At 68.7% G+C, this 20,429-nt stretch carries 20 protein-coding genes and 1 pseudogene; 9 read left to right on the top strand and 12 right to left on the bottom strand.

Annotated features, from left to right (window positions below):
- Positions 1–217 precede the first annotated feature (217 nt).
- Positions 218–886, bottom strand: a complete 669-nt coding sequence (locus tag IB242_RS15315; RefSeq protein WP_192281326.1) for an NAD-dependent epimerase/dehydratase family protein — start codon at positions 884–886, stop codon at positions 218–220.
- A gap of 88 nt (positions 887–974) precedes the next feature.
- Positions 975–1,763, bottom strand: coding sequence for a polysaccharide deacetylase family protein (locus IB242_RS15310; protein ID WP_192281323.1), 789 nt, complete (start codon positions 1,761–1,763; stop codon positions 975–977).
- A gap of 63 nt (positions 1,764–1,826) precedes the next feature.
- Between IB242_RS15310 and grxD the strand changes: the two genes are divergently transcribed.
- A complete protein-coding gene (gene grxD, locus IB242_RS15305) occupies positions 1,827–2,753 on the top strand; it encodes a Grx4 family monothiol glutaredoxin (RefSeq protein ID WP_192281320.1) in 927 nt (308 codons plus the stop codon).
- A 151-nt stretch (positions 2,754–2,904) separates the two neighbouring features.
- Here grxD and IB242_RS15300 read toward each other — a convergent pair.
- From IB242_RS15300 to IB242_RS15290, 3 genes and pseudogenes are all read right to left on the bottom strand, one after another.
- Positions 2,905–3,097, bottom strand: a pseudogene (locus tag IB242_RS15300) (transposase); the annotation flags it as partial.
- Between the two features lie 118 nt (positions 3,098–3,215).
- Positions 3,216–4,034 (bottom strand): reverse transcriptase family protein, encoded by an 819-nt coding sequence (locus IB242_RS15295; RefSeq protein ID WP_192281316.1) that lies wholly within the window; start codon positions 4,032–4,034, stop codon positions 3,216–3,218.
- Positions 4,035–4,185: 151 nt separating this feature from the next.
- Positions 4,186–4,497, bottom strand: coding sequence for a helix-turn-helix transcriptional regulator (locus tag IB242_RS15290; RefSeq protein WP_192281313.1), 312 nt, complete (start codon positions 4,495–4,497; stop codon positions 4,186–4,188).
- A gap of 920 nt (positions 4,498–5,417) precedes the next feature.
- Between IB242_RS15290 and IB242_RS15285 the strand changes: the two genes are divergently transcribed.
- Positions 5,418–5,645: a hypothetical protein gene (locus IB242_RS15285; RefSeq protein WP_192281310.1), complete on the top strand. Its 228-nt coding sequence runs from the start codon at positions 5,418–5,420 to the stop codon at positions 5,643–5,645.
- A 281-nt stretch (positions 5,646–5,926) separates the two neighbouring features.
- Here IB242_RS15285 and IB242_RS15280 read toward each other — a convergent pair whose 3' ends face one another.
- Complete coding sequence (locus tag IB242_RS15280) at positions 5,927–6,493, bottom strand: DUF924 family protein (RefSeq protein WP_225540698.1); 567 nt, start codon at positions 6,491–6,493, stop codon at positions 5,927–5,929.
- Between the two features lie 224 nt (positions 6,494–6,717).
- On the opposite strand from IB242_RS15280, the gene IB242_RS15275 reads away from it, so the two are divergent.
- From IB242_RS15275 to IB242_RS15245, 7 genes are all read left to right on the top strand, one after another.
- A complete protein-coding gene (locus IB242_RS15275; protein ID WP_192281305.1) occupies positions 6,718–8,145 on the top strand; it encodes an amidohydrolase in 1,428 nt (475 codons plus the stop codon).
- A gap of 44 nt (positions 8,146–8,189) precedes the next feature.
- Positions 8,190–9,452: an amidohydrolase family protein gene (locus tag IB242_RS15270; RefSeq protein WP_192282141.1), complete on the top strand. Its 1,263-nt coding sequence runs from the start codon at positions 8,190–8,192 to the stop codon at positions 9,450–9,452.
- 145 nt (positions 9,453–9,597) lie between these two features.
- On the top strand, positions 9,598–9,993 hold the full coding sequence (locus IB242_RS15265) for a DUF1761 domain-containing protein (RefSeq protein WP_192281303.1): 396 nt from the start codon (positions 9,598–9,600) through the stop codon (positions 9,991–9,993).
- Between the two features lie 22 nt (positions 9,994–10,015).
- A complete protein-coding gene (locus IB242_RS15260; protein WP_192281300.1) occupies positions 10,016–10,645 on the top strand; it encodes a DsbA family protein in 630 nt (209 codons plus the stop codon).
- Between the two features lie 85 nt (positions 10,646–10,730).
- Positions 10,731–11,672 (top strand): DegV family protein, encoded by a 942-nt coding sequence (locus tag IB242_RS15255; RefSeq protein ID WP_192281287.1) that lies wholly within the window; start codon positions 10,731–10,733, stop codon positions 11,670–11,672.
- A 69-nt stretch (positions 11,673–11,741) separates the two neighbouring features.
- Positions 11,742–12,074, top strand: a complete 333-nt coding sequence (locus IB242_RS15250; RefSeq protein WP_192281285.1) for a hypothetical protein — start codon at positions 11,742–11,744, stop codon at positions 12,072–12,074.
- The gene (locus tag IB242_RS15245) at positions 12,074–12,793 is read left to right on the top strand and encodes an ATP-binding protein (RefSeq protein WP_192281283.1); all 720 of its coding nucleotides are present in this window, start codon (positions 12,074–12,076) and stop codon (positions 12,791–12,793) included. The genes IB242_RS15250 and IB242_RS15245 overlap by 1 nt, the downstream gene beginning before the upstream one ends.
- Before the next feature lie 16 nt (positions 12,794–12,809).
- Here IB242_RS15245 and IB242_RS15240 read toward each other — a convergent pair whose 3' ends face one another.
- The 6 genes from IB242_RS15240 to IB242_RS15215 all read right to left on the bottom strand — a co-directional run bounded on the left by IB242_RS15240 (position 12,810) and on the right by IB242_RS15215 (position 20,384).
- Positions 12,810–14,249 carry a GGDEF domain-containing protein gene (locus tag IB242_RS15240; RefSeq protein WP_192281281.1) on the bottom strand — a complete coding sequence of 480 codons (1,440 nt, stop codon included), beginning with the start codon at positions 14,247–14,249 and terminating at the stop codon, positions 12,810–12,812.
- A gap of 662 nt (positions 14,250–14,911) precedes the next feature.
- A complete protein-coding gene (locus IB242_RS15235; RefSeq protein WP_192281279.1) occupies positions 14,912–15,214 on the bottom strand; it encodes a hypothetical protein in 303 nt (100 codons plus the stop codon).
- Between the two features lie 130 nt (positions 15,215–15,344).
- A complete protein-coding gene (locus tag IB242_RS15230; protein WP_192281277.1) occupies positions 15,345–18,038 on the bottom strand; it encodes a WG repeat-containing protein in 2,694 nt (897 codons plus the stop codon).
- Positions 18,039–18,090: 52 nt separating this feature from the next.
- On the bottom strand, positions 18,091–18,930 hold the full coding sequence (fghA, locus tag IB242_RS15225; protein WP_192281275.1) for an S-formylglutathione hydrolase: 840 nt from the start codon (positions 18,928–18,930) through the stop codon (positions 18,091–18,093).
- Between the two features lie 19 nt (positions 18,931–18,949).
- Positions 18,950–19,264: a DUF3658 domain-containing protein gene (locus IB242_RS15220; protein WP_192281273.1), complete on the bottom strand. Its 315-nt coding sequence runs from the start codon at positions 19,262–19,264 to the stop codon at positions 18,950–18,952.
- A gap of 10 nt (positions 19,265–19,274) precedes the next feature.
- A complete protein-coding gene (locus IB242_RS15215; RefSeq protein WP_192281271.1) occupies positions 19,275–20,384 on the bottom strand; it encodes an S-(hydroxymethyl)glutathione dehydrogenase/class III alcohol dehydrogenase in 1,110 nt (369 codons plus the stop codon).
- Positions 20,385–20,429 lie beyond the last annotated feature (45 nt).

Raw genomic sequence — 20,429 nt, 5'->3', positions numbered from 1 at the left:
CGGGCATGCCGGAGCGGACGCCCGACCTCGCCGCGCCCGGCCACTTGTCGGCCTACTGCTGGCCCCGACCGTCGAGCGGATGGGGCGGATGCTGGGCGCGGCGGAACGCGTGGCCTGCGCGCCGCTCCATCGCCCACGCCTGGCATGGCTGCGACAGCGTCCGTCGCCGAGGGGCTGACCGGCCCGCATCGCATCGCACATGCCGGCCGCGCCGGGCTCAGCGGGTTGGTGCCCCGGTCAGTTGCTCGGCCGGCACCACGTGGACACCGGGCGCCGCATGCACGGCCGCCTCGACCAGCGCCTCGGCGATGCGCGGCGCCGGATTGATCCGCCAGCGCCGCGGCAGCAGCGGCCCCAGCACGCCGAGCACCGCGGCGGCCACGCGCTCGCCCAGGCGGAACTCGGCGCGCTCGCCCCCGATCAGCCCCGGCCGCACGAAGGTCAGCGCGCGGTAGCCCAGCGTGGCCAGGTCGCGCTCCAGTTCGCCCTTGACCCGGTTGTAGAAGAACCGCGAGCGCGGGTCGGCGCCAGTGGCCGAGTTCAGCACGTAGCCGGTGGCGCCGTTGCGCCGCGCCAGCTCGGCCACCCGCAGGGGGTAGGCATGGTCGACCTGCCGGAACGCCTCGCGCGTGCCGGCCGCGCTGATGGTGGTGCCCAGCGTGCAGATCACCGCATCGACCGCCCACCACGGCGCCATCTCCGGCAGCGCGTCGAAGTCGACCTGCGGATTGATCAACCGTGGATGCGGCGGCAGCGGGCGCCGGGTCGGCGCGACCACCCGGCCGATCCGCGGATCGTCCAGCAGCCGCTGGAGCACATGACGACCGACCAGACCGGTGGCGCCGGCCAGCAGGATGGATTTGACGGGAGCGCCTGAGTGGGGCATCGCCGAACGATAGCCGATCGCCCCGTCGACGGTGGATGGACATCGCGTCCCAGGCAGCGGCGGCCGTGAAGCCCGGCCGGCCATGGCCTCACATCGCTGAATCGGAGGGCAGCACCGCGCCCAGCCCGCGCTCGGCCAGCAGGCACAGCGTCGCTTCGATGATCTCCAGACTGCGCCCGTGCGGTGCGCCCTCGTGCAACAGCACGATCGCCCCAGGCCGCAGGTCGCGCTGGATCCGCTGCAGCACCCGCACCGGATCGGCATCGACCGCATCGAAGCCGCGCGCGCTCCAGGCGACCCGGGTCAGCCCATGCCGGCGCAGCGCAGCGGCCACGAACGGATTGGTCATGCCCACCACCGAGCGGAACCACACCGGCGGCCGCCCGGCCAGTGCGGCCAGCGCCTGCTGAGCCCGGCCGATCTCATCGGCCATCGCCCGCGGGCCCAGCGCCCAGAAGCGCTCCTGTGGATGGGTGTGGCTGTGGTTGCCGATGTCGTGGCCGCGCCGGACGATCTCGGCCACCAACGCCGGGCGCGCCTGCGCGCGCTCGCCGACCAGGAAGAACGTGGCCCGCGCGCCATGGCGGTCGAGCAGGTCCAGCAGCGCCGGCGTGTCCCCGGACGGGCCATCGTCGATGGTCAGCCACACCACCCGCTCGGACGTCGGCAGCCGCGCCAGCACCGGCGCGTACAGGCGTGCGCGCGGCACGAACACCGGCACGATCAACAGCGCGTGCGACAGCAGCAGCAGCGGCAGTCCCCACGCCCAGCCCAGCCGCCACCATAGCGCCGCCACCAGCACCTGCGACAGCAGCAGCCAGACGATCCACAGGTGCGGCCAGCGCGGGATGCGATGCAGTGTTGCCGGGACGCTCATCCGCGCATGATGCCACGGGGGCGTAGAATGGCCGGTCTGCATTCCGTCCTTGCGAGACCTGCCATGTCCCTCGATCCCGCCCTGCGTTCGCGCATCGAAACGCTGCTGCAAGCCAACCGCGTCGTGCTGTTCATGAAGGGCCAGCCCGGCATGCCGCAGTGCGGCTTCTCGGCCAAGGCCAGCGGCGCGCTGGAAGACCTCGGCGTCGAGTACGCCCACGTCAACGTGCTGGCCGACCAGGAGATCCGCGAGGGCATCAAGGCCTACGGCGACTGGCCGACCATCCCGCAGCTGTACATCGACGGCGAGCTGGTCGGCGGCAGCGACATCATCGAGCAGATGGCCTCCAGCGGCGAGCTGTCGCAGGTGCTCGGCCTGCCGACGCCGGACCGCACCCCGCCGCAGGTCACCGTGACCGCCGCCGCCGCCGAGAAGCTGCGCAGCGCGTTGGCCGATGCCGGCAACGCCGCGCTGGGCCTGGCCATCGACGCCAACTTCCAGCCGCGCTTCCAGATCGCCCCGCACAGCGACAGCGCCATCGCGGTCGAGGTCGAGGGCCTGCGCATCCAGTTCGACCCGGCCAGCGCGCGCCGCGCCAACGGCATCACCATCGACTGGATCGACGACATCCGCGGCCAGGGCCTGGCCATCGACAACCCGAACGCGCCCAAGCCGGTGCAGCCGCTGACCCCGGCCGAAGCCGACCGCCAGGTCCGCGCCGGCGAGCTGGTGCTGGTGGACGTGCGCCCGCAGGACGAACGCGCCATCGCTTCGGTCGCCGTCGCCCACCGCAGCTTCGACGGCAGCGGCCGTGCCGACCTGGAAGCCCTGCCCAAGGACACCCGCCTGGCCTTCCTCTGCCACCACGGCGGCCGCAGCGCACAGGCCGCGGAAGAGTTCCGCCGCAAGGGCTACACCTCGGTATTCAACGTCGAAGGCGGCATCGACCGCTGGGCAGCCGAGGTGGACGGCAGCGTGCCGAAGTACTGAGTCACTGATTGAAATCGCGGGCCGCGTTCAATGTGGCCTGCATCGAAAAGCGGGGCGGAGACGCCCCGCTTTTTTGTTGGCTGCTGTATGTCCGGCGATCGAGCGGAGAATGGAGAGCGACAGGCGGAAGTGAACCTGACCCCGTTCCAATCTCGCGTCGCTGAGACAGCCTCACCATTCTTTTGCGAGCGCTTCCTTGAGCAAGTCGTTGCTGAGCTGGGCTCGGCATACATCTTCTTCAGACGCCGATTCTCCTCTTCTAGCTCCTTCATTCGCGCAACCATGGACACGTCCATACCGCCGAACGCGCTGCGCCACTTATAGAACGTGGACGAACTGATGCCGCGCTGGATGCTCCGGATGAGTATGGTCGTCGCTCTCTTCGGTCAGGTTATGCAAAAGATCAAAAGAGCGTTCTCCCACCGCATCGTGGACAGGGAGTTCGCACGATGCTTCGGTCACTCACGTTGCAACCTCCGGCCCGGTCTTAACTGGCCGGTGAATGACTCGACGTCGACGCCTTGGAGGAGGCAGCGTGCTTCGTAGCTTCTTGGCCTCCGCCTTCAAGCTTGTTCCGCGTTCTTGATCGAGATTTCCTATGTTTTCGAGCTGACCTACCAGTCCACGTTTGGCCTTGATTGTTGCTCGGCCGCTCTCAATCTCAGCCCGCGCCTCATGCATCTCCTTGTGCTTTTTGTTCGGAGCTCGACTGATGCCATGCCGAAACGCTCGGCCCGTGACGACCTTGGCGCGGGTCTTCCGAAACAGCTTTGCCTTCTCAACTTTCGAGCTAAAGCCGAACCTTCTCAGCAAGCGATCCAGCCACTGGATGTCGCCGTGTCCGATTGTGTCCCCAGTGATGGCGACATCATCCACGTAGAGCGTGAACGCGCCTCCCTGAGTGGTCACACGCTGGGCGATTAGGTCAAACATGTCACGGCAGGCCCAAAAAGAGACGAGCACGCTGGCTGGGGAGCCAGTTGCTAACTTCCCTTGATAGCAGACCAAGTCGGCCATCGCATCTGCAACATCTCCCGGGCATTGGAAGACGTTTCTGAAAAGCCTGAAGACACGTTGACGTGTGATGCTGGGATAGAAGTCAGAGACATCAACCGTTACGGTTGCCCCCGCCGCGAGCATGTGCTGCTCAGAGTTGGAGAGGTGAGATCGCTTGGGGATTCCTGAGTGAAGATAGTCTGGCACGCGGACCTGCTTGAGCAGCACGTTAAGCCGCTTCTGAAGCGGCTTGATGACCTCACTCGGGGCTTGAATCAGGCGCATCTTCCCCGTCCTGGGATGAGCCTGATAGAACTCGCTGAAGTTGTCCGGACGTTTGCATAGGGCACGGAGAGCACTCGGGGAGCCCTTCCATTCGAGAAATCTTGCGAGTGCTTTTAGAGTCGGCAGCCGATAGAGCGCCGAAGAGCTAACGTCATAGCGATTCGCGCTTTTTCGGGGAAGCGTCATGGTCGGTGTCCAGGGTCCATTCCAGAACTTTCATCAGCCTCTTGGCGTTCCTTTGTCGGCGCTCCGAGGGGCCCTCGATCGCTTCGGCAAAGCTTAGGAACGTTGAAGGTGGCACATCGAAAACTTCTGCGAACTTGTGTAGAAGCTCGACTGAGGCAGCCTTCTTTCCTGACTCGATCTCAGATAGATGAGAGCGTGATATGCCCAGGCGCTCCGCCAGCTCACCTTGGTGCATTCGGTGAACCTCGCGAACCGTCTTTAAAGCCTTGTGGAGCATTTCCTCTCTTCCTGCATGTGTAGATAAAAAGGAGGGTGCTACTGATGAGTTTTAGAGTCCTAATGTCCTGCGCCGCGCTTAGCGATCAAAGTGGTCATACAACTTCCACACGACCATCAAGAGACGGAACAGCCACGGACCACCAAAAACCCGTTTGAACCATTTCAGCAGCAGCTGGCGCTTGTCATCTTTCCTGTCAACAGGTGAGACCATGTTGGTGTCCTCGATGCACCTCTCCGGGATTGGAAAGGCTCCGTTGCTACATCGAGAATGGGGAAACGCCAGTTACTACCCTCCTCCAATCTATGGCTGCGAGCCGTTGCCGCAGCCACCTGACCCTTCCCGATGGTCCCGACCGTTGCCGGCCGCTGACGCGTCGCTCGGGGTGTTTTGGGCTGTTCGCCCTCGAGTAGTTGCCCACTCACACCATGGCACGGATTGTTGCTCCCCGCGATGACGGAGTCAGACTAACAGCCATAGAGCCCCCTTGTCGCTTAGAGCGACATCATGTCGCCCATTTAGTTCAGGATTCGCTCATTTTTCTTGTTGCGACAATTTGCCATTTTGGCGCTACTTCGGTTAATTCTGAAGCTCAGTCCCTGATGCAAAGTGATTTGCTTGCATACGAAGAACGGGGCCGAAGAACGAGGTCAGGTTCACTTCTCGGGAGGCAGCCTGTGGCTTTGTTGGCAATGTTCGGGCCTGACGTAGTGGAAAACGGCGTGTCCTCGCTTCCTTGCCTTGAACGAAACGATACTAGAAGGGCGATATGTCCCTGACACCATTTATCCATAGCGTCAACGTGGCAGCTTCCGCTTTATGGTTCTTAGTCAAGCCTGAAGATGATCAGCGCCCATGCTACGGATGTCGCTCAGCGGTAGACTGGCGGCGCCGCAACTCATGGAAAGGTCAGGCCTCACGTGTATGTCAAATTGGACGGCGACGTTATCGCCAACGTTGCGCACATAAGCATGGTCTACGGGGTGAGGAAGTCCCCCGACAAGGCCAGCGTTTACCTTCTGAAGATCATCTTCATGGGCGCACATGAGTACATCGCGCTTGGAACGGAAGATGAGATGAAAACGCTATACAGGAAGATACGGAACGCCATAGACCAATTGGGCTATCGACCGGATACCGAGGACTGACCATGACCCCATCTAGTACCGCCGATTCATGCGAACACAACGAACATCTTGTCCATGTAAGGGCCGGAGAACGGGGTCAGGTTCACTTCTCGCCAGCTGCGGCCGAAGAACGGGGGAGAAACGGGGTCAGGTTTACTTTCTGACCCTCGCAGCTATCAGCACTCCGCCGTGCCGAACCGTGCAGTGAGTTTCGTCCTCCATATGCCGCCTGCCAGACACAGTGAGAGCGAGGCGACAGTACCTTCGTGTTCGCCGAAAAAGACGTCAGGAAAGTCCAGTGCTCAGAACCCCCCGCCCGCCTCCAGCCATGCCTGCTCCTCCGGCGTGCTGACCCGGCCCAGCGCCGCGTTGCGGTGCGGGAAGCGGCCGAAGCGGGCGATCACGTCCTGGTGCGCGACGGCGTAGTCGGCGTAGGTCTTCACTCCGAGCGCGTCGAACAGGGCCACCGAGCGGGCCTGGTCCTCGGGGCGTTCGGAATGCTCGAACGGCAGGTAGAAGAACGCGCGCAGTGCGGGTTCGATCTGCGCGTCGTGGCCGGCGGCGAGCGCGCGGTCGGCGTAATGCAGCGCGAGGCCGTCGGTGGCGAAGGCGTGGCCGCTGCCACGGAACACGTTGCGCGGGATCTGGTCGAGCAGGATCAGCAGCGCCAGCGCGCCCTCGGCATCGTCCAGCCAGGCCTCGTGTTCGCCACGCGCGGCGCGCAGGTGCGCGTCCAGGAAGCGCGACTCGCATTCGGCATCGAACGCCTGCCCGCCCTGGAACCAGCGCTGCATGCCGGCCTCGCGCCAGAAGGTCACCACGTCGGCTGCTGTCGTCATCTGCTGCGTCCTCTTCGCTGGGACCGGCATGATGCCATCGCCACACGGTGGCGAAGGTCATGCCTGGTCGAGGCTGTGTTCCATCGCCGCGGCGATGGCGCGGCCCCATCGCGGCATCCTGCGTGGCGCGGTGTCGTGCGTCGACGCATGCAGTGCCGCACGCTCCGATCGCCCGCTTCGTGACCGGTGACGCTTGCATCGGCCGCGGCGCAGCGTTTACGGTCGGTCGGTCCAACACCCCGGGGAAATCCACCATGCGTTACCGGCTGCTCGCGCTTGCCGGCGCTGCGGTGCTGTTCGGCGCTCCCGCCGCGCAGGCTGCGCGCTTTACCGATGATCCGTATCCCAGCACGTACACGGCCCTGGCTTCCGAGCCGGTGCTGCTGCGCAACGCCACCGTACTGACCGGCACCGGCGAGCGCCTCGATGGCGCCGACGTGCTGATGCGCGAGGGGAAGATCGTGCAGGTCGGCCGTGCGCTGCCGGCCGGTGGCGACACGCGCGTGGTCGATGCGACCGGCAAGTGGGTCACGCCGGGCATCATCGACGTGCACTCGCACCTGGGCGTGTATCCGAGCCCGGGCGTGCGCGCGCACAGCGACGGCAACGAGATGACCTCGCCGGTCACCGCCAACGTCTGGGCCGAGCACTCGGTGTGGCCGCAGGATCCCGGCTTCGCCGCCGCACTGGCCGGCGGCATCACCACGCTGCAGGTGCTGCCCGGCTCGGCCAACCTGGTCGGCGGCCGTGGCGTGACCCTGCGCAACGTGCCGGCGACGACCTATCAGGCGATGAAGTTCCCCGGCGCGCCATGGGGCATGAAGATGGCCTGCGGCGAGAACCCCAAGCGCGTCTACGGCGGCAAGGGCACGGCGCCGGGCACGCGGATGGGCAACGTGGCCGGCTACCGCGCCGCGTTCATCGATGCGGCCGAGTACCTGCGCAAGAGCGGTGGCGGCACGCCGAAGGATCCGCCGAAGCGTCGCTGGTGGCAGTCCTCGGACAGCGCCGCGGACAGCTCCGGCGATGCCGGCGGCAAGCGCGACCTGAAGCTGGACACGCTGGCCGGCGCGATCAACGGCGACATCCTGGTGCACATCCACTGCTACCGCGCCGACGAGATGACCACAATGATCGACCTGGCCAAGGAGTTCGGCTTCAAGATCGCCGCGTTCCATCACGGCGTGGAGGCCTACAAGCTGGCCGACCGGCTTGCCGAGGAAGGCATCTGCGGCGCGCTGTGGGCCGACTGGTGGGGCTTCAAGATGGAGGCCTTCGACGGCATCCAGGAGAACATCGCCCTGGTCGACCGGCCGCGCAACAGCTGCGCGATCGTGCATTCGGATTCGGACGAGGGCATCCAGCGCCTGAACCAGGAAGCGGCCAAGGTGATGGCCAACGCACGCCGGGCCGGCATGGAGATCCCGCCGGAGCGCGCGATCACCTGGCTGACCTCGAACGCCGCGCGCTCGCTCGGCGTCGAGGAGCGCACCGGCAGCCTGGAGGCCGGCAAGCTGGCCGACGTGGTGGTCTGGAACCGCGACCCGTTCAGTTCCTATGCGCTGGCCGAGCAGGTCTACATCGACGGTGCGCGCGTGTTCGACCGCCACGACGCGACGCGCCAGCCGCGTTCGGATTTCATGCTCGGCCAGGGCGCCGCGCTGCCGGGAGGTGACCTGTGAGCCGCTCCGCCTTCACCGTGCGCCCGCAGCGGCGCCTGTCGCGGATGATCCGCATCGGCCTGGTCGCCGCCGGCCTGCTCGCCGCCTCCGCGTCCGCGCTGGCGCAGGATGTGCTGATCCGCAACGCCACCGTGCACACCGCCGGCGCGCAGGGCACCCTGGCCGGCGCCGATGTGCTGGTGCAGGGCGGCACCGTGCGTGCGGTCGGCACCGGGCTGGCCGCGCCGGCCGGCGTGGCCGTGGTCGACGCGCAGGGCCGTCCGCTGACGCCGGCGTTCTTCGGCGGCATCACCGACATCGGCGTGGAGGAGGTCTCCGGCGAGGCACCGACCGTCGACAGCTCGCTCAAGCTCGACGACCAGCCGGCGCGCCCCGAGTTCGACGTGACCCTGGCCTACAACCCGGCCTCGATCCTGATCCCGGTCGCGCGCGTGGAAGGCCTGGGCTTCACCCTGCTGGCCGCCGATACCGGCGGCGCCTTCGTCGCCGGCCAGGGCGGCGTGGTGCGGCTGGACGGCAGCGCCGACCCGATCGGCCCGCGTGCGCTGTTCGTGCGGCTGGGCGCGGGCGCGTCCGAACTGAGCGGCACCTCGCGCGCCGCGCAGTGGATGCTGCTCGACCAGATGGTCGGCGAGGCCCGCGGTCGCGTCTCCGCCGACTCGCCGCATGCGCTGCTGACCCCGGCCGGCCGCGCGGTACTGGCCCGCTACCTGGCTGGCGAAGGCCGCGTCGTGGTCAAGATCGACCGTGCCGCCGACATCCGCCAGCTGCTGCGCTGGGCGGCGCGCGAGAAGGTGCGCATCGCCATCGCCGGCGGCGCCGAGGCCTGGCAGCTGGCACCGCAGCTGGCGCAGGCGCGGGTGCCGGTGTTCCTGGATGCACTGGCCAACCTGCCGTCGAACTTCGACCAGATCGGCGCGACCATGCGCAACGCCGCGCTGCTGCAGCAGGCCGGGGTGCAGGTGGCCTTCACCCAGTCCGGCGATGCCTCGCACAACGCGCGCAAGGTGCGCCAGCTGGCCGGCAACGCGGTCGCGCACGGCCTGCCGTGGGAAGACGCGCTGGCCGGCGTGACCCGGATCCCGGCCGAGGTACTGGGCGTCGGCGACCGGATCGGCACGATCGCGCCGGGCCGCACCGCCGACCTGGTGCTGTGGAGCGGCGATCCGCTGGACGTGATCAACACCGCCCGCCAGGTCTGGCTGGGCGGGCGCGAGATCCCGATGCGCTCGCGCCAGACCGAACTGCGCGACCGCTACCTGCGCGGCACCGGCGAAAGCGGCCTGCCGCACGCCTACAGCCGCTGATCCGGCTTCGGGTGTGATCGAGGCGGCCCCCGTGCTCCGGCGCGGGGCCGCTGCGTTTTTCGGCACCGGCACGCGCAACCGCAGCATGCGCGCCGGCCTGCACTGGCCTAAGCTCGCGCCAACGCGATGCCGCGAGGGTGCTGCGATGCTGGCTCAACTGAACGTGTGGGCGATCCTGGCCGCGGCCGTGTCGGCCTTCGTGCTCGGCGGGATCTGGTACGGGCCGCTGTTCAAGCGCGTCTGGTGCCGCGAGGCCGGGGTCGATCCGGACAAGCCCAATGGCCATCCGGCCGCGATCTTCGGCGGCGCGTTCGTGCTCAGTCTGGTCGCCGCGGCCGTGTTCGCGCTGTTCCTCGGGCCTGCACCGGCGCCCGGGCTGGCGATCGGCGCCGGTGTCGCCGCCGGCCTGTGCTGGGTGGCGGCCAGCTTCGGCATCAACTATCTGTTCGCCGGGCGCTCGCTGAGGCTGTGGCTGATCGACGGCGGCTACCACACACTGCAGTTCACGCTGTACGGGCTGATCCTCGGCCTGTGGCACTGAAGACCCACGCAGGGACACCACGATGCGCAACCGCTGGTACTTCGATTTCGTCTCGCCGTTCTCCTACCTGCACTGGCACAAGGTGCGGCCCTGGGTCGAACAGGGCCGGGTGGAAGCCGTGCCGATCGTGTTCGGCGCGGTGCTGGCGCACCTGGGCCAGAGCGGCCCGGCCGAGATTCCGAAGAAGCGCGACTTCATCTACCGCCAGGCGCTGTGGCAGGCCCGGCGCGACGGGGTGACGCTGCGCTTCCCGCCCGCGCATCCGTTCAATCCGCTGGCGGCGCTGCGCCTGTGCGTGGCGGCCGACACCACGCCGGCCGCGATCGACGCGATCTACGCCTGGCTGTGGCGCGACGGCAACGCCGGCGAGACCGCCGCCGCGCTGGCGCCGGTCGCCCGGGCGCTGGGCATCGCCGATGCCGAGGCCGCGATCGGCGCGCCGGGGGTGAAGGCGCGGCTGCGCGAGAACACCGGCGATGCGCTGGCCGAGGGCGTGTTCGGCGTGCCGACGCTGTCGCTGGATGGCGAGCTGCTGTGGGGCAACGACAGCCACGACCTGATGCAGGCGGCGATGGACGACGCGCAGCTGCTGCGCCAGGGGCCGCTGGCCGAGGTGGTCGCGCTGCCGGTGGGCGTCGAGCGGCGGCGCTGAACCGGCACGCGGCCCGCGCCACGGCCGCGCCGTTTTGGGATAGGGTTCACCCTTTTACGGCATAGCGACCGGGAGAGAGGGCCTCATGCGCATCGGAATCGTCGTCGATTCGGCCTGCGATCTGCCGCAGGACTTCATCCAGAACAACAACATCGTGGTACTGCCGATCACCGTGCGGATCGGTGAGGCGGTGCTGGCCGACCATCGCGACGAGGAGGCCACACTGAGCTTCCTGCAGGCGCACGTGGCCGAGCGCGGACACGAGGCGGAGACCACGCCGTTCACCGTCAACCAGATCCGCGACCTGTTCCTGCAGCGGCTGGTGATCGACTACGACCACGTGTTCTGCCTGACCATCTCCAAGCTGCGCAGCCAGATCCACGAGAACGCGCTGCAGGCCAGCTTCGCGATCCTCAACGACTACAAGCCGGTGCGCCAGGCGGCCGGCTACAACTCGCCGTTCGCGCTGCGGGTGATCGACTCGCTCAACCTGTTCGTCGGCCAGGCGATCACCGCGGTGGAGGCGGTGCGCATGCGCGACGCCGACGCCAACGTCGCCCAGATCCGCACCCGCCTGGAACAGCTGGCCGAGCACACCGTGGGCTACATGATCCCGCGCGACCTGTACTACCTGCGCGCCCGCGCGCGGACCAAGGGCGACCGCAGCGTCGGCCTGCTCAGCGCCGCGCTGGGCAGCGCGCTGGACATCAAGCCGGTGCTGCGCGCCTACCGCGGCGTCACCGAGCCGGTGGCCAAGCTCAAGGGCTTCGAGCCGGCCACGCAGAAGATGTTCGAGTTCGCCGCGCAGCGGGTGCGCGCCGGCCTGATGACGCCGACCCTGGCGCTGGGCTACGGCGGCGAACTGGAAGAACTGCGCGCCCTGCCCGGCTACGACGCGCTGCGCCGCACCTGCGCCGAGCACGGCGTGGAGGTGTTCGAGAGCATCATGAGCCTGACCGGCATGGTCAACGTCGGCAAGGGCGCGGTCGCGGTGGCCTTCGCGGCCGAGCCGCACCGGTTCGGCTGAGGCCGGGCAGACGGCGCGCTCACGGCCGCCACTGCTAGGCTGCTGGCCGACCTTCACCGGAACCGTGCCATGCCGACCTACGAAATCCGCATCCCCGACCCGGCCCGCGCCCGCGCGGCCGGCGCGTTCGCCTTCAGCGCGCAGAGCGCCGAGGGCATGGCCGGCGAACTGCAGGCCGCGCTGTCCGGCACCGGTCTGTTCGAGCGCTGGCGCGGCATGCAGGACGACCCCGACGCGGTCGATCCCGCGCTGGGCGTCACCGATCCGGCCGCCAGCGTGAGCGGCCGCCAGGACGACCTGGCCTTCGACCTGACCGCCACCACCACCATCTCCGGCGAGATCCTGCGCCACCGCCTGCGCCTGCTGGCCGGCGGCGCCTGGGAACTGCGCAACGTGCGCTGATGCCGACGCTCGACGACGGCAGCGGCGGGCGGTCGCCGCCACGCCAGGTGCTGCTGTCGTGGAGCGGCGGCAAGGACGCGGCCTGGACCCTGCATCGCCTGCGGCAGGCGCCCGGCATCGAGGTGGTCGGGCTGCTGAGCACGCTCACCGCCGACGACGGCCGCGCCTCGCTGCAGGGCATCCGCAGCGACGTGCTGCGCGCGCAGGCCGAGGCCTGCCGGCTGCCGCTGCTGGAGGCGTCGATCCCCGCGGCAGCGGACAACGCCCGCTATGAAGCGGCCATCGCACAGGCACTGGACGCCGCACGCAAACGCTGGCCCGGCATCGCCCGGCTGGCGTTCGGCGATCTGTTCCTGGCCGACATCCGCCACTGGCGCGAGGCGCTGTGCGCGCGCCTGGGCTGGACGCCGCTGTTCCCGCTGTACGGAAGCGACACACGGGCGCTGGCACGGGAGATGCTGGCCGGCGGCCTGCAGGCGCGGCTGTGCTGCGTGGATACGACGCAGCTCGATGCCCGCTTCGCCGGGCGCCCGTTCGATGCCGCACTGCTCGATGCCCTGGCCGCCGGCATCGACCCCTGCGGCGAACGCGGCGAGTTCCACACCTGCGTGCACGCCGGCCCGATGTTCGACCATGCGCTGGCGCTGGAACAGGGCGACACCGCCTTGCGCGACGCGCGCTTCGCGGTCACCGATTACCTGTTGGCCCCTGCACTCTGAACCGGGGGCTTCCGGGTCACGACCGCGAATGAGCTGCGGACAACGCAGATGCCGGCGCATGCAGCGCCACCCGGTCGCGGCCACCGTGTTTGGCCGCGTACAGCGCCGCGTCCGCTGCCGCGACCAGCGCATCCGGCTGATCGCCGGCCACGTCGGAAGCGAACGCGACGCCGATGCTGATCGTGACCGGCGGCAGCTGCGACGACGAAGACGAGGCGGCAACCGCCGCACGCATGCGTTCGGCCAGCGCCAGCACGCCATCGCGCGGCGTCAGCGGCACGACCACCGCGAATTCCTCGCCACCGTAGCGTGCCACCAGATCGGTGCTGCGCTCGGCGCAGGCCGACAGCAGCGACGCGACCGACTGCAGGCAGCGGTCCCCCAGTGGATGGCCATGGCGGTCGTTGAACTGCTTGAAACGATCGACATCGATCAGCAGCAGCGCCAGGACGTGGTTGCCACGCTGCGCGCGCTGCCATTCCTCGCTCAGCACCTGGTCGAACCGCCTGCGGTTGGCCACGCCGGTCAGCGCATCCTGCCGCGCCATCACGTCGAGCGCTTCCTGACGCTCCAGCAGGCCGACCTGCTGCAGGGTACTGCGCGCGCCCACACCAACCGTGGCGGCGATGAAGCCGACGACCGCAAGCTCGGGATGGTGCTCGAGCACCAGCGCCGAAACGACCAGGAGACAGAGCGGCAGGATCAGCGGGCGTCCGGCACGGACCACGCGTACCAGCCTGCGCGAGACCCGGGGCGCGGCCGTGGTGGCAGGACGCAGCGCCACCAGGATCAGCACGAGGAACGGGACATCGATCAGCAGGTCGACGTAGGCGCCGAATGCGATGTCACTGGTGAAATGGTTGATGAGCGAGGCCACGATGAAGTAGACCCCGGTGAACAGCGACATCGCGCCGAAGAACTCACGACGGGACGGGTGTTCCGCGCCGAGGAAGCGCAGCAATGCGAACGCGGCGATGAACGCGTTCTCGGCATCGAACATCAGGCGCAGACCGGCAAGACCGGTGCCGTCGATCACATCGAGGTGCGCGTACCAGAATGTCTGGACGGAAAAGAGGGCGCCCAGCAGTGCCGCCAGGCTTGCATCGATCAGATTGGCGTACCAGCGCTCCTGACGTGCCCGGGCAAGCGCGAGCACGATCGGCACACCGTAGAGCACATACAGCAGCATGCTGAATGCCGACAGCGCATCGACGTTGCCGCGCCCGATCTCCTGGTACATCGTCGCGGCCATGCCACCGGCCCACAACAGCATCGCGATCACCGGTGCCAGCCAGCCCGACATCAGCCCGTCGCGGCGTACACGCCACAGGCAGGCGATGCACGCCATCAGCGGTGCGGCCGTCAGGAACAGGAATGAAGGAAGACTCGCCTGACCCGATACCGTCAGCGCCATCCCATGGCACACCAGATACAGCGCCGCCAGCGCAAATCCCATGTCGCCTTCCAGATTGAGCAACGGCCTCACGATAACGCGCCCGGCGCCGCCCGGGGTACCGAGCGCGACCGGTGTTTCACGTCTTCCCGGGACCCCCGCGCCGTCCTCGACAGGCCGCACGACGGCTGCAGCAGGACGGCATGCGTCCTGTCGGGCGCCCGTCGCGTCTGGTAGTTACACGGGCCCGCATCGTCCACCGGGGAAGGCCCGCGGCACCGGACCGATACCGTCATCGCGATGCAGGGCGACGGCTGTGCCTCGCGGCAGTCGGTGCCACGGCGGCGGCCTTGCGCCGGCTGCACGGAGGTGATGTCCCGCCGGCTGTCGGCAGGCCGTCGCTGGCAGCAGGGACAGGCCGGCATTGGACAGCGTCGCCGGTATCGCCCCCGGGGATCGCCGATCAAGAATGGACGCGGCCTGGAAGATCGCGAACAGCGGCGGTCACCCGGCGCGCGGATGCCCATCGGCGACAGGATGCCGTGGAACGTGATGCCGGCTCCACGGCATAGGCCGGCAGCAGGTGCCGGCGTCCGGCGCCATGGCGACCGTTGCGGTGGTCGATCCGGCGGTGTCGAACGAGTGCGGCGGCGTCGGGAGGTCACGGACGCTGCGGCGACATCCCGCGGCGCTCCGTTGATCCGCCATGCGGCCGCCGCGCCGCCTCAACGCATCAGGTAGGCGATCCAGGCGAAGTACGCGGCGAACGGGACCACCGACATCAGGTGCCACAGGTGCGACATCGCCACCGGGCGCTTGAAGGCCATGTAGATCAGCACGCCGGCGGTCAGCAACCCGAGCGCGGGCAGCACGAACACGCAGGCGCCGAGCAGGTTGGCCACCCACGGCTCGGGATTGCGCCGGTCGACGATGGATGCGCCGGCGAAGATGCCCATCATGCCCAGCAGCGCGGACATGCAGACCTGTACGCAACCGCCGAGTACCAGCAGGATTCCATTGAGCGTCATGCGTCTTCCTCTTCGTTTTCGTCTTCAGGGGGACACCCGGCACCGGGGCACACCGGACGACGGTCCCGGGAATGCAGTGGCGACCGCGCGTCGACCTGCGCCGGCAGGCGACGGACCGTGACGGGCGCGCTCATTCGACGCAGGCCTCCAGCCGCTCGGGCCAGGTCCGCGTGCCGGTGGCATCGACCAGCACCTCGCGGCCGCATTCGCTGCCGACCCGCACCACGGTGCGGCCATCGCCATCGATCATGCGGTAGCCGTCCGTATCCATCACCACGGCTCGGCCGGCATGGAACACGGTGGCGTAGATGAAGTCGCCGCGCAGCGCACGGCGTCCGCGTCGATCGACATAGCGGAACAGCTTTTCGCCCTCGGCCGCACGCAGCAGCGCACGCCCTTCGGCGAAGGTGGACATGCGCCCGGGCAGGCCGGCCGCCAGCCGCTTGCCGCGGGCGTCGTAGATCGCGCTGCCGTCCTCGTCGTCGTGGACGTACAGCTCGTCGAGGATGGCGCCATAGCGGGTGCCGGGCAGGCTGAAGCGCGGCTGCGGCTCACCGAGCGCGCGCACATGGGTCAGGCCAGCAGCGGTGTCGTGCTGGTAGAACAGCCCGTCGGGCGACACATCGCCCACGTGCATGCCCTGCGGATCGAACACGGTGCGCCCCTGCAGGTCGATCAGGTGCACGCTGCCGTCGGCGTACGCGCGGGCCACGTCGGGCCCGGCCACGAACTGCTCGGCGCTGGAGAACATCGGCGGGATCACCCACTCGCCCTGCGGATCGACATAGCCGGACAGCGCGGCGAACTCCAGCCGCATCCAGCCGCCACCCAGCGGCGACACGCCCCCGACCATCTCCCCGGTCACCGGCGTGCCGTCGGCCAGCACCAGCGGCGCGGTCTGCACGTCCAGATCGGACGTCAGCGCGTCCAGCCAGGGTTGTTCCAAGAAGTCCGGATGGCTCCTGCGGCTGCTGTAGATCGACAGCCACGGCTCGGCCTGCAGCGGCTGTCCGTCCGGGCCGAGCAGCAGGGTCCGGCTCGCGCCTGGCACGAGCGACGCATACCGGGCGCGCCAGAAGCGCGGCCCGAACGGCTCGATGAGGCGATACGTCGGCTCGACCCGCCACGCGCCGCTGCGGTCGACCAGGCCCCACACATCGCCACGCTGCGCCGGCGCGAGCCCGCCACGATAGGGCAGCATCGCGTCGAAGCGGCCTTCGAACAGCACGGTGCCGGTGGCCAGTTCCAGCAGCTGCGGCCGCCGCCGGTCGTCCTCAATGGCGTACAGGCCATCGGCATCCGGCACGCCGTTTCCGAAGCGCGGCACCACGCGGCGACCACCGCTGGCATCGATCAGCAGCAGGCGGCCGTCGGCATCCCTGGCGCGCGCCCATCCAGCACGGAAACCGCCGAGTTCGACCAGATCCGGCTGCACCAGCCAGCGGCCTTCGCCGTCGATCGCGCCGTGGCGATGGGCCGTCGTGCGCACGATCAGCGGCCCGTCGCCATCGAAGCGGTCGTTGCCGGAAAAATCCGCCCAGGCCGGATCGAACAGCAACCGGCCCGACGCGGTGAGGATGCCGATGCCGTGATGGCGGTTGTCGCGGTAGCTGCGGATGGTGGCCAGCGGCCCCGGCGCGGCCTGATCGGCCGGCGCCTTCCAGAAGGTCATGATCGACCAGCCATCGCCGCCGTCGTCGGGACGCGGTGGCAGCAGCGCGCGTCCATCGAGCGCGAACAGCTGGGTGGCGAGCTGGCCGTCCACTTCCTCCAGCTCGACCTCCAGCACCCGAGGCCGCACCGTGATCGCGCGCGGCGGCGCAGGCAACAGGTGCCGCACCACGCGGCCATCGCCGGCACGCAGCACCAGCCCGCGCTCGCCCTGGCGATGCACGAACCAGTCGCCGAACGGCGCGTCCAGCGCACCGGCGACGTCGGCATCCAGCACCCGTGCGTGGTCGTCGATCAGCATCGCCGGGGTGCCGTGCCCGTCGGAGGCCAGCCACAGCCCGGGGGCGGCAGCGACCAGCTGCGCATGGTCCGCGCTGCCCTGGCGACGCCCGTCGCGATCGATCAGCACCATCCGGCCGGAGGCCAGGGTCGCCGCGGCGCGGTCGCCAGCGAACGGCGGAATGCGCTGCAGCCCGGGCTCGGCCACCCAGCGCAATTCGCTGTCCAGCACGCCCATGCCGCCGCCAGGCACCTGCGCGACGAAGCGCCCGATCTGCGGTTCCCAGGCGCGCACCTGGATGTCGGTGGGCGGCGCGAGCTGGCGGCCGTCCAGATGCACCAGCACCGGCGGGCGCTTGAACACGGCCCGGGCCACGCCGGCCGGGAACGGATCGACACCGTAGCCGGGTTCGATCTCCACATCGGGCGGCATCCGCCGCAGCACCGTGCCCTGCCGGTCGATCAGCGCCTGCACGTAGCCGGCCAAGCGCACGACCGCGGTCCCGCCGGCACTGAAATGATCGGCACTATCGAACTGCGGCGCGATGACCCATGCACCGGTGCGATCGATGAAGCCGGTCTTCCCTGTCCCGGGGTCGCTTGCCGCGGCCAGTCCCTGCGAAAAGGGGCGCAGCCAGCTGAAACGTGGCGGCACCACCATGCGTCCGTCGGCGTCGATCGCGCCTTCCAGGCCGTCGAGCTTGATCGTCGCCAGGCCCTCGCTCAGGCGGCCGATGCAGCGCCCGTGCTGGCCGGCCAGCTCGGTGTAGTACGTCATGCCGTACTCGCGCACGCTGCACGCGTCGTCGGACGCCCATGCACCGCCTGCAGCCAGAAACAGTCCCGAGACCACCACACGCTTGAACAACGACATCCTGTCCCTTGTCACTGGATCCGGCGCCGCCGTCGACCGGCGGCGCCGGAAGTCAGGCGTGCAGGGCGGCGGCGTGATGCGCGATGTGATCGCCGATGAAGCTGGCGATGAAGTAGTAGCTGTGATCGTACCCCGGGCGCAGGTGAAGGGTCAGCGGGTGACCGGCCTGCGCGGCGGCGGCCTGCAGCAGCTGCGGACGCAGCTGGCCGTCGAGGAACTCGTCGCCACCGCCCTGATCGACCAGCAGGTGCAGCTGCTCGGCGGCACCGGCCGCGACCAGCGCGGTGGCGTCGTACTGCGCCCACGCAGTGCGGTCCTCGCCCAGGTACGCAGTGAACGCCTTCTCGCCCCACGGCACCTGGCTGGGCGCGACGATCGGCGAGAACGCCGACACGCTGCGGTAGCGGCCCGGGTTGCGCAGCGCGATCACCAGCGCACCGTGGCCGCCCATCGAGTGCCCGCTGATCGCACGCGCATCGGTGGCCGGGAACTGCGCCTCGATCAGCGCCGGCAGCTCGTCGACGATGTAGTCGTACATGCGGTAATGCGCCGCCCACGGCTGCTGCGTGGCGTTGACGTAGAAGCCCGCGCCCTTGCCCAGGTCGTAGCCCTCGGCATCGGCGACGTCATCGCCGCGCGGACTGGTGTCGGGCGCGACGACGATCACGCCGTGCTCGGCCGCGTAGCGCTGCGCACCGGCCTTGGTGATGAAGTTCTGCTCGGTGCAGGTCAGGCCCGACAGCCAGTACAGCACCGGCAGCTTCCGGGTTTGCGCCTGCGGCGGCAGGTAGACCGCGACGGTCATGTCGCAGCCCAGCACCTGCGAGCGGTGCCGGTACACGTCCTGCCAGCCGCCGCTGCAGGCCCGGTGTTCGATCCGTTCAAACGTCATCTCGGTCGTCTCCTTCGGGTCAGGCCGGCAGGCGGATGTCGCAGGTCTTCAACGCATCGAGGTCGCCATTGACCTCGATGCGCCCGGCCTGCGCCAGCGCGCGGATGCGCAGTGCATAGAACGCCTCGGGCAGCTCCTCGTGCTCGTCCGGCGCGGCGATCATCACCCCGGCGGTGATGAAGCCGGCCTTCTTCCAGTCGCGGCCCAGCGCGGACAGGATCGCCTGGTCGATCTGCTCCAGGTCGCTGTCCTGCAGGCGGGCGATCGCGTCCTGCGCGTCCTGTTCCAGTTCCATCCCCTGCAGGGCGGCCTGCAGTGCTGCGGTGTTCGGCATCGAGCTCATCTCAGTAATGCACCACCGAGCGGATCGACTTGCCTTCGTGCATCAGGTCGAAGGCTTCGTTGATGTCGTCCAGCGGCATCGTGTGGGTCACGAACGGAGCCAGCTCGATCTCGCCCTTCATCGCATCCTCGACCATGCCCGGCAGCTGCGAGCGGCCCTTGACGCCACCGAACGCGGTACCCAGCCACTTGCGGCCGGTGACCAGCTGGAACGGACGCGTGCTGATTTCCTGGCCGGCGCCGGCGACGCCGATGATCACGCTCTGGCCCCAGCCGCGGTGCGCGCATTCCAGCGCCGCGCGCATCACCTGGGTATTGCCGATGCACTCGAACGAATGGTCCACGCCCCAGCCGGTCATCTCGACGATCACCTGCTGGATCGGCGTGTCGAAGTCCTTCGGGTTGATGCAGTCGGTGGCGCCGAATTCCTTCGCCAGTTCGAACTTGGACGGGTTGGTGTCGACGGCGATGATGCGGCCGGCCCTGGCCTGGCGCGCGCCCTGGATCACCGCCAGGCCGATGCCGCCGAGGCCGAACACCGCGACGCTGTCGCCTTCCTGCACCTTGGCGGTGTTGTGCACGGCACCGATGCCGGTGGTGACGCCGCAGCCGAGCAGGCAGACATGCTCCGGGTTCGCGTCCGGGTTGATCTTCGCCAGCGAGACTTCGGCGACGACGGTGTATTCGCTGAAGGTCGAGCAGCCCATGTAGTGGTAGATCGGCTGGCCCTCGTACGAGAAGCGGGTGGTGCCGTCCGGCATCACGCCCTTGCCCTGGGTGGCGCGCACGGACACGCACAGGTTGGTCTTGCCGCTCTTGCAGAACAGGCACTCGCCGCACTCGGCGGTGTACAGCGGGATCACGTGGTCGCCCGGCTTCACCGAGGTCACGCCCTCGCCCACTTCGACCACGATGCCGGCACCCTCATGGCCGAGCACGGCCGGGAACAGGCCTTCCGGGTCGTCGCCGGACAGGGTGAACGCGTCGGTGTGGCAGACGCCGGTGTGGGTGATCTTCACCAGCACCTCGCCCTTCTGCGGCGGGGCGACGTCGATCTCGACGATCTTCAGCGGTTCGCCAGCGGCGAAGGCGACGGCGGCACGGGATTTCATGGCGGACTCTCCAGGAGCAGACAGGGAAACAGGGTAGGCACGCGC

This window comes from Xanthomonas sp. XNM01, from assembly GCF_014851915.1.
Classification (GTDB): Bacteria; Pseudomonadota; Gammaproteobacteria; order Xanthomonadales; family Xanthomonadaceae; genus Pseudoxanthomonas.
Note: the sequence above shows the minus strand (reverse complement) of the source record. Positions and strands in the feature narration are given on the sequence as shown.